Here is an 8,516-nt window from a genome sequence, read left to right as displayed (position 1 = left end):
GTTATATACAATTTTACGTGAGGAGGAACAAATTTGCCAAAATTAACAATTGAAGGTGCTGGAACTTTTGATGTGACAGAAGGAACAAAGTTAGTATTAGCTATTGAAGATAACGGTGTACATATTCTCCATCGTTGCGGCGGAAAAGCACGTTGCACAACTTGTAGAGTAGAAATTATAGCGGGTGATTTCTTGGAAGCAAGCGCAAATGAAAAAAATGCGATTACGGAAAAAGGAATTGAAGATCATTTACGCTTATCGTGTCAAATGCACGTACATAAAGATATAGTCGTTCGTCCGGTACTTACAGTTGAAAATTCAGGTCTGGATGCTGGACCACGTCCGGCGGAGTAAAAAAATGAATTTAAAGCAACTCGCTGGCGAATACGCTGCTGATTTTGTAAAAGATGGAATGAAGATTGGACTTGGTACGGGTTCGACTGTATATTGGACAATACAAAAATTAGGTCAACGTGTGCAAGAAGGTTTATCCATTCAAGCTGTACCGACATCAAAAGAAACTGAAATATTAGCTAAACAACTGTCTATTCCGTTAATCTCTTTAAATGAAACCGACATACTTGATCTTACAATCGATGGTGCAGATGAAATCAATAATGATTTACAATTAATAAAAGGTGGCGGTGGTGCATTGCTTCGTGAAAAAATTGTTGCCTCCTCCTCTAAAGAACTTATTATTATTGCTGATGAGTCTAAAATCGTGACACATTTAGGTGCATTTCCACTTCCTATTGAAATCATTCCCTTCTCTTGGAAACAAACTGAAAAGAGAATTCAATTTTTTGGATGCGAAACAGATTTGCGTATGAAAGATGGCGAACCATTTATAACCGATAACGGTAATTTCATAATTGATTGTATTTTCCCAAACAAAATATTGAATCCAAATGACACACATAAAGAGCTAAAGATGATTACTGGTGTCGTTGAAACAGGATTATTTATAAATATGACGAGCAAAGCGATCATCGGAACAGAAAACGGCATAAAAAATTTTAAAGGCTGACTTTTGAAAGTCAGTTTTTTCTTTTTCTCTTTTATAACGATACTGTATGATATACTATGAAAACACATTCATATCACACTAGAAAGGGCTGAATAATTTGCAATCCAAACTCATAACAGAACTTACAGATTTAGAAACTGCCTTTCACATTCGAAAAGAAGTATTTGTAAAAGAACAAGGTGTTCCTCTTGAAGATGAATTCGATACATTTGACCAAATTGGTGAAGAATGTAAACATATTTTAGTTTATTACAATGAGCTCCCAGTAGGAACTGGCCGTATACGATTTATTGACGGAATAGGTAAACTAGAAAGAATTTGTATTTTAAAAGACTATCGTAAATATGGATTAGGGAAAGTAATTATTCAAGCATTAGAAGAGATTGCTAGTAACCAAAAAGCAACAAAAGTAAAATTACATGGTCAAACACAAGCTGAAAGATTTTATGAAAAATTAGGCTATCATACTTCTTCAGGTATATTTATGGAAGATGGTATTCCTCATATTCTTATGACGAAAGTATTAACATAATAGAAAGAGTACTACATGATTATGTAATGTAGTACTCTTTCTGTGTTTTCTTTATCCTTCTAAATATCCCGTAGCATCTAATGCCTGTAAATATTCTTGGAACAAAGGGTTATCTATGCTACATTCTTCTTTTTCTAAGCCCATAAAGACTGTCAGTTTATGATAAACTTTTTCTGAATGTCCTAGTAGGTTAAAGTAATTAATGAATGTTCCATCCTTACTTGCTAAAAAGATAACAATTAACTTACCTTCTTGGATTTGTTGATTGAAGAAATCTTGCTCATCATAATGCATATGTTTTTCAGATTGATAGAGTTTCACCATTTCAGCAAAATTACTGTTTTCCTCATCACTAAACAAACTCAATAGGATATCTTGCTGATCGATTTTGTAACATTTTATTATCTCATCAAAATTTGTATACGAATCATGCATCATATACCCAATTTTCCCCTTTTCGATTTCAGTAACCTTATACTCATCCTTCAAAACCCCATCAATTTCATTTATTGAAAATTTATTTGGGATATTACGCATTTTATATTTTTCATACAGTTTATTTATCATATATTACTCCTACTTAACAGAATGAGCTACTTGCGTTTCTATCCAATTACATAACCTAAAAGTTTAATCACAATCTATAAATGTAAAAATTTCATCAACTGCTTGTTTATAGCCACCTGATTTTCGGAAAGATTCTTGCATATTCAATGCAGCTTTTTTAAAGGATGGATTATTTAACACTACCTCTACACTTTCACGTAGTCGCTCCTCAGTTAGTCCTTTCATTTGTAACGTAACTCCTGCCCCGAGATCCTCCACTTGCTTTGCGATTACTGGCTGATCTGCACTTTGCGGAATTACAACGAGTGGCACTCCATTATAAAGTCCTTCATGCGTACTATTCATCCCGCCGTGTGTAATAAATAGTTTCGTATATGTAAGCAGTTCAGTTTGTTGTACATAATTTTTCACAATAAAGTTTTTAGGGATATCACCTACATCACTTATTCTCGTTTTACTACCAATAGACATAACAATTGTATGTTCACTATTCTCAAATGCCTTAATACAAAGTTTATAAAAATCAATCGCCTCATTAAAAACAGTACCTAGAGAAATATAAATCGGGCTTTTTTCTTCAATTGAAGTAAAATCAAAGTCTTCATTTTTTACTTGTGCAGAAATAGATGGGCCTACAAATTTATATGTTTCATCAAACGTATCACCAAAAGGTTGGAACTCCTTAATTGTATACACAATAGTGAGTGGTGCTGGATTACAAAAAATTTCATATGATGATTTTATTTCAACACCATATTTCTCTGCAATTCCTTTTGTTAAGTTTTGAAAATCATTATGTATTCTATCCTGAATTTCCAGCGGGATATTTTTAGAAAGATGGTCTAACATTTGTTTAAATGATTTTTCATCCTGTGCAAAAGATGTGCATGAATTAATTGCTGGAAGTTTAAGAATTTGAGCAATTAAATGGCCCGATCCAAACATAGAATCATGAATCATATAATCAAAATGTTCCCCTTCAATTTGTTCAAGAACGCTTGGTATTACAATATCCGCTGTATGTAGAAGGCCATTAATTCTTTCTTGTAAATAATTTCGGCCACCGGAAAGAAAAGCTTTTAAAAACTTTTGATCGTCAATTGTTCGAACAGTAGCACCTGTTTTCTCAATACGCTCCCGGAAAGATTCTGTTGAAAAATAAACTACCTCTTCACCCCGGGAAATCAGTTCTTCTACAACTTGTAATGTTGGATTTATATGTCCTTCTGATCCGGTGTTAATGAATAAAACTCTAGCCATTACATACACTCCTTAAGTTAAATCATTTTCATATTGTTAAGAGTATGGATACTCTCCATACTCTTTGTTTCATTCGCCTGCTAAATTGACCTAGCAAGCCTAAAACCAAGATCATCTATATGAAATGTAGGATGGCTACGGCGGCGACAAGTAGCACCGCACCCTCTCGCTCCTTCAGCCCAGCTACCACCTCGGAAAATCCGGTACGATCCGTACACTTTTTCATCATACAAATCATAGCACCATTCCCAAACGTTCCCCAACATATCATATAGTCCCCATGCATTTGGTTCTTTTTTACCGACCTCATGAATTTGTCCACCTGAGTTTCCATTATACCAAGCTATCTTATTAAGTTCTCCATATATGTATCCAGTAGTCCTTGCTTTACATGCATATTGCCACTCAGCTTCAGAAGGTAATCTGTAGCCGTTCGAATCTAAATTACAACTAACCATTTGACCGCCATCACTAATAAAATAATACTCTTTTAATCCTGCTTTTTTTGAAAGTAAATTACAAAAAGCGATTGCATCATTCCATGACATATTTACAATTGGCTTGTTGCTATGTTTATAATCATTTGCCGTACTATTCGTAAAAGCATAATATGTTTCCATCGTTACAACATACTTTGCAAGAAGAAATGGTTTAATTTGAACATTCCATTGCTGTTTAATTCGATCATCTCTTAATATTATTTCTCCTGCCGGGATTTTCACCATATAAGAATCAATTGAGCGAATGATTTCTTTCATTATTATCCCCCATTTCAAAATGGAACATAGTTTAATTTCTAATACAGCAACCCTTACCTTACTTCTGTTAAGAATCGTTGAACCTCATTTGGAGATTTTAAAATAATAACTTTTTTGTTCTTACTTAATTGATCTAGTTTTGTTAAAATTGCAGGTCTTTTCGACTTAGGATATTCCCATATCCATTTAAAAAATTGCAAATCAAATCTTTCTTCACATCCAGTGCCCATATCCGGTCTTGTTTTATTCCGATATTGCACAATTCTTTTAAAAGCACGATAAACACATATTGTTCTATGAATATCAAGAAAGATAATTGTATCAGCTGCGTTAATTCTTATGTCCATTGTCCCGCCATAATTCCCATCAATAATCCACTTTTCTTCTTTAATTAAGTCATTTTGAACTGTTCTTTGTTCCTCTCTCGGAACACCTTCCCAATTCGGTTTCCAAAATAACGCATCAAGATGATACACCTGTATTTTTAGTTTATTTCCTAACAGCCTTGCTAATGTAGATTTTCCTGAACCACCAGAACCAATTAATATAATTTTTTTCATATGAGTACGATTCTTTCTATAGATTCTTCAATATCTTCCTTATTAGCAAAAATCCATAAAAACATCTCTTCATTTAACTTTAGTAAATCTTTTAACCGAACAAAATAAGTAATAAATATAACTTGAATTGAAAGCATTACATACCAAATTGATTTTAGTTCTTCTCTCGTTAAAATGTTTTGCTTATAATATCCTTTAAAAATTTCACTTACAATTTGTAACCATTTCCCTCTTAATGTTTCATCACTAAATATCTCACTTAAAATACTTGTACAGCAATAGCATAAATCGAATACTCTAACGTTTTCTTCTAGAAGTTCAAAATCGATAAACCCTTGAAAATCACTTTCTTTAAAGATCACATTTGATAAGTGCATATCGCGATGAATAATTTGTTTCGGTAATGAGTGAACCGTTTCCTTGAAAGTTGTATGTATTTGATCCATTTTTTGAATTACATTCCGATGAACATGCTCATTCTTTACTAAATTCGGTAACGCCCATTCGTATACCACTTTATATAACTCTCTTTTTATTAACTCGTTAGCACTATTCACTGAATTTAGTTCGTGATGTAAATTAGCTATTTCCTCTCCAATTGTACTTCCTAGCACTTTTAGCTTTTCTGTATCTTTTATTTCTAGTACACTTCCGGCAACATATTCGTACAAACAATAATTCTTCTCTCTATAAAATACGTACCTTTCATCATTTCTCGTTTTCACTAATTTTTGTACTTTAACTCTTTTTTCATCAAGCCGTTCTAATACATTTAGTTCAACTAGAAACTGTTTTATCGATCCCTTTTCCTTTAAAATATACGCTTTTTTATTACAATGAATCTTCGTTACGTTAGGTTGAATTTCAGTAGCTGTGACATCTTTATCTTGAAACCAAAACTTTGCAATTTCCAGTGCATACTCCATATACAAATCCCCCTTTTTTAAATCTCTTATTTCTTCCGTAACATACACTCACAAAACATTCCTATCCCAACACCAATTGTATAAGCCACTAAATCATTCCACAAAAATCCGTACCCTAATACGAGTCCACCTAAAGTCGTTGTACGAATGCTATCTATCCAAGCCGCATGGTACAATTGGCTAATTTCAATCCCGTAGCAAAATAGCAAACTAATAAAAACTAATTTCTTCGTTTCTATTTTAGGAAATAAAAAACCAAATCCCGTGAAAATCATTAGTGCCCATAAAGCATCACCTAAGTAATCATTTAATAGATCAGGTAACGCAAAAGCAAACTTTCTTGAACTAAGACCTAAAATAATAACAACTATAATAAACACTGCATATAGTAATCTATTTCGTTTCGTATTCATTTCAAAATCCCCTATTTTATAATTTAAAACTGTAAATAGCTAGTAAAATATAATCATTTTACTAGCTATTTATGGTCGACTTCACTTTGTATTTAATCCATTATCTCTTGCTGTTTTTTCTTTGAAAATGATTGTAGTACTAAATCATACGACCAATCTATCATCTTATTAATTTGTTCTTGCCCTACATCTTTATGTATGTACACTGTATTCCAATGCTTTTTATTCATATGATATCCAGGAATAATCGTTTCTGGATAATCTTCTCTTATTCGCAAAGCAAGTTCCGGATCACACTTTAATGTAATCGCAGCTTTTTCACCTTCTTCATGGTTTACTATCGCAAATATTTTATTATCGATCCTCATACATGTTGCACTCCAGCCATCTGGAGAATCTTCTGTCGCTTTTCTTTTCGATAAACAATATGCTCTCGTTGCATTCATTCTAATTGGCACCTCTTATTCTTTCACTATTTGATTACGATGCATCACAATTTGCTTCGTCGCTTGAAACTGCTGTTCACCATAAAACTTTATTAGTTTCTCTCCGCAAAATAGACTAACAATATCAATATGAGATATCTCTTTCAGTAACATTGTTAGCATCTTCTCACCAATACCTTTATTTCTTACACTTTCATGTACGACAACATCTTCAATATACGCCCGAAAAACACCATCAGTAACAACTCTAGCAAATCCAATTAATTCTTTTTCTTCCCATACTCCAATTGCTATACTATTCTTTAACATTTTTTGAATATCGACTTCTTTTCTTTCTGGCCACCAATCTACAGAATCGTAAAGTTTCTTTATTTTTTCTGCACAGATTGGCTGTTCATGTTGTAATTTAAACGTGTACATTCTCCATTCTCCTAGTAAACATAATATAATTATATTAAAGTCTTTTTTCTAAAAAATGTTGACGATATCCTTTAGGATGATCTTCAACGACCCCAAACTCTCGATAACCATGCTTTTTATAAAATTCAGGTGCTTGGAAACTAAAGGAATCTAGTATGATTAGTCTACACCCTTTTTCCTTCGCAATTTCTTCGATTTTATGTAGCAATTGACTGCCGTATCCGTCATAACGAACTGATTCATCAACCCATAAAAAATCGATATGTAGGTGATAAAAATACATCGTTCCTGTTACGCCACCAAAAATTTTCCCTTCCTCATCTTTCACTACAAAACTTACTTGTTCCATCGGCTGTTTTACTTCATCTGTTAAGATGGACATATTATATTGAATTACTTTATTTTTAATGTATTCTCCTTCAATACGAGTACCATTCTCTATGTGTTTCATATATATTGCCTCCTTTCAACTTAGTAAGCTACATTTAATTTTTATTTCTTTTCTTTAAAATACTAATAAATACAAATCCGCCATATGTAATAAAGCATGAGAAACCAATTATCCCTGGTACAGAGACATAGCCTATTCTTACATAACTTATAATTACAAAACTAACAATTAATAATAAAATAGATGGCCAAAATATAAGAGCCGTTTTTCTTCGTCTCTGTTCCGATGTACTTTCTTTCTCTTCAGAAACACGTGTTCCAAAAAGCGATACAATACAAATAAGAATCGCTGCAAAATAAATTGTATTTAATGACAAAGTACGATCATATAGTGCGATTCCAACTTCCAAAGCAATAATTGTTAAAATTAAAATGATGATCGTTGAAGTTTTTAAGTTTCTTTTCAATCGTTCACCCCTAACATGCTTTCACTATATTCTTTGTATATGTATTTCAAAGCTGTTGTAATAGTTTCATCAACATCTTTATTTTCAAGTCGATTAGGTAAATCTTCCCCCCCAATAACATAAAGGAACGGGAATTCATGAAACATTCCCATTATACCAATATTTATTGTAGCTGTGGGCAATCCACCTGTCATATGAGCTAAATGATATGAAGGTATTCCTTCATATTCGCCTTGCTGTCTTACCATTCCATTAATAATTGGCTCCCATACTACTGGTTCTGATTTGTAACCTTGAAATATATGTACTAAAAGTGAAAGAACTTGATTTAACTCTCCTACATTTTGCTCATCTCTAGGATTTTCCTGTATATGAATCTTCGAAAAGTATGTTGAAATATATTCTCTGACAGTATCCCATCCTCCGCAATACATAACAATTGACTTAGCAATATAACTGTCGTGACAAGCTATCATCACTTCAACCGCTTTATTAAGTGTTAATGTATTTCTTCCCTGTAAATGAGGATATAACTGCTCACTATCCTCATTTGGATTAAACTTAATGTGATGAAGTGTATCATTCCAACTAATTTGTTTGTCCTTTACCATTTTTGCTACTACAAATCCAATTGCTACTTTTGCTGCTGATGCTAACGGAACATATAGCTCATTGTTATGGGAAGCAACTATATTGCCATTCTTTGTTGAATAAACGAGTATTCCGACTTGGCCAGTTTGTATTTCTTTT

At 32.8% G+C, this 8,516-nt stretch carries 14 protein-coding genes; 3 read left to right on the top strand and 11 right to left on the bottom strand.

What is annotated here, in order from left to right; translation table 11 throughout:
• Window positions 1-33 precede the first annotated feature (33 nt).
• From KI356_RS14735 to KI356_RS14725, 3 genes are all read left to right on the top strand, one after another.
• Window positions 34-354, top strand: a complete 321-nt coding sequence (locus KI356_RS14735; RefSeq protein WP_002119949.1) for a 2Fe-2S iron-sulfur cluster-binding protein — start codon at window positions 34-36, stop codon at window positions 352-354.
• Window positions 355-358: 4 nt separating this feature from the next.
• Window positions 359-1,027 carry a ribose 5-phosphate isomerase A gene (rpiA, locus tag KI356_RS14730; RefSeq protein WP_212935774.1) on the top strand — a complete coding sequence of 223 codons (669 nt, stop codon included), beginning with the start codon at window positions 359-361 and terminating at the stop codon, window positions 1,025-1,027.
• A gap of 97 nt (window positions 1,028-1,124) precedes the next feature.
• Window positions 1,125-1,559, top strand: a complete 435-nt coding sequence (locus tag KI356_RS14725; RefSeq protein WP_212935773.1) for a GNAT family N-acetyltransferase — start codon at window positions 1,125-1,127, stop codon at window positions 1,557-1,559.
• A gap of 51 nt (window positions 1,560-1,610) precedes the next feature.
• Here the strand turns inward: KI356_RS14725 and KI356_RS14720 are convergent, their stop codons facing one another.
• The 11 genes from KI356_RS14720 to KI356_RS14670 all read right to left on the bottom strand — a co-directional run.
• Complete coding sequence (locus KI356_RS14720; RefSeq protein WP_212935772.1) at window positions 1,611-2,126, bottom strand: hypothetical protein; 516 nt, start codon at window positions 2,124-2,126, stop codon at window positions 1,611-1,613.
• A gap of 63 nt (window positions 2,127-2,189) precedes the next feature.
• The gene (locus KI356_RS14715) at window positions 2,190-3,386 is read right to left on the bottom strand and encodes a macrolide family glycosyltransferase (RefSeq protein WP_212935771.1); all 1,197 of its coding nucleotides are present in this window, start codon (window positions 3,384-3,386) and stop codon (window positions 2,190-2,192) included.
• An 80-nt stretch (window positions 3,387-3,466) separates the two neighbouring features.
• Window positions 3,467-4,144, bottom strand: a complete 678-nt coding sequence (locus tag KI356_RS14710) for a formylglycine-generating enzyme family protein (protein ID WP_212935770.1) — start codon at window positions 4,142-4,144, stop codon at window positions 3,467-3,469.
• Window positions 4,145-4,197: 53 nt separating this feature from the next.
• The gene (locus KI356_RS14705) at window positions 4,198-4,704 is read right to left on the bottom strand and encodes a DNA topology modulation protein (RefSeq protein ID WP_212935769.1); all 507 of its coding nucleotides are present in this window, start codon (window positions 4,702-4,704) and stop codon (window positions 4,198-4,200) included.
• Window positions 4,701-5,630, bottom strand: a complete 930-nt coding sequence (locus KI356_RS14700; protein ID WP_212935768.1) for a phosphotransferase enzyme family protein — start codon at window positions 5,628-5,630, stop codon at window positions 4,701-4,703. Before KI356_RS14700 ends, KI356_RS14705 begins: the two co-directional genes overlap by 4 nt.
• Before the next feature lie 26 nt (window positions 5,631-5,656).
• Window positions 5,657-6,043, bottom strand: coding sequence for a ribosomal maturation YjgA family protein (locus KI356_RS14695; protein WP_212935767.1), 387 nt, complete (start codon window positions 6,041-6,043; stop codon window positions 5,657-5,659).
• 92 nt (window positions 6,044-6,135) lie between these two features.
• Window positions 6,136-6,489, bottom strand: a complete 354-nt coding sequence (locus tag KI356_RS14690; RefSeq protein ID WP_212935766.1) for an MmcQ/YjbR family DNA-binding protein — start codon at window positions 6,487-6,489, stop codon at window positions 6,136-6,138.
• A gap of 15 nt (window positions 6,490-6,504) precedes the next feature.
• Window positions 6,505-6,909 (bottom strand): GNAT family N-acetyltransferase, encoded by a 405-nt coding sequence (locus KI356_RS14685; protein WP_212935765.1) that lies wholly within the window; start codon window positions 6,907-6,909, stop codon window positions 6,505-6,507.
• A gap of 34 nt (window positions 6,910-6,943) precedes the next feature.
• Window positions 6,944-7,360, bottom strand: coding sequence for a GNAT family N-acetyltransferase (locus KI356_RS14680; RefSeq protein ID WP_212935764.1), 417 nt, complete (start codon window positions 7,358-7,360; stop codon window positions 6,944-6,946).
• A 34-nt stretch (window positions 7,361-7,394) separates the two neighbouring features.
• Entirely contained in the window at window positions 7,395-7,766 is a 372-nt protein-coding gene (locus tag KI356_RS14675; protein ID WP_212935763.1) for a hypothetical protein, read from the bottom strand.
• The coding region (locus tag KI356_RS14670; protein WP_212935762.1) for a serine hydrolase at window positions 7,763-8,516 on the bottom strand (754 nt) is incomplete at its 5' end. The genes KI356_RS14675 and KI356_RS14670, both read right to left, overlap by 4 nt.

This window comes from Bacillus hominis (assembly GCF_018332515.1).
Taxonomy (GTDB): domain Bacteria; phylum Bacillota; class Bacilli; order Bacillales; family Bacillaceae_G; genus Bacillus_A; species Bacillus_A hominis.
This window is presented reverse-complemented; position numbering and strand designations above follow the sequence as displayed.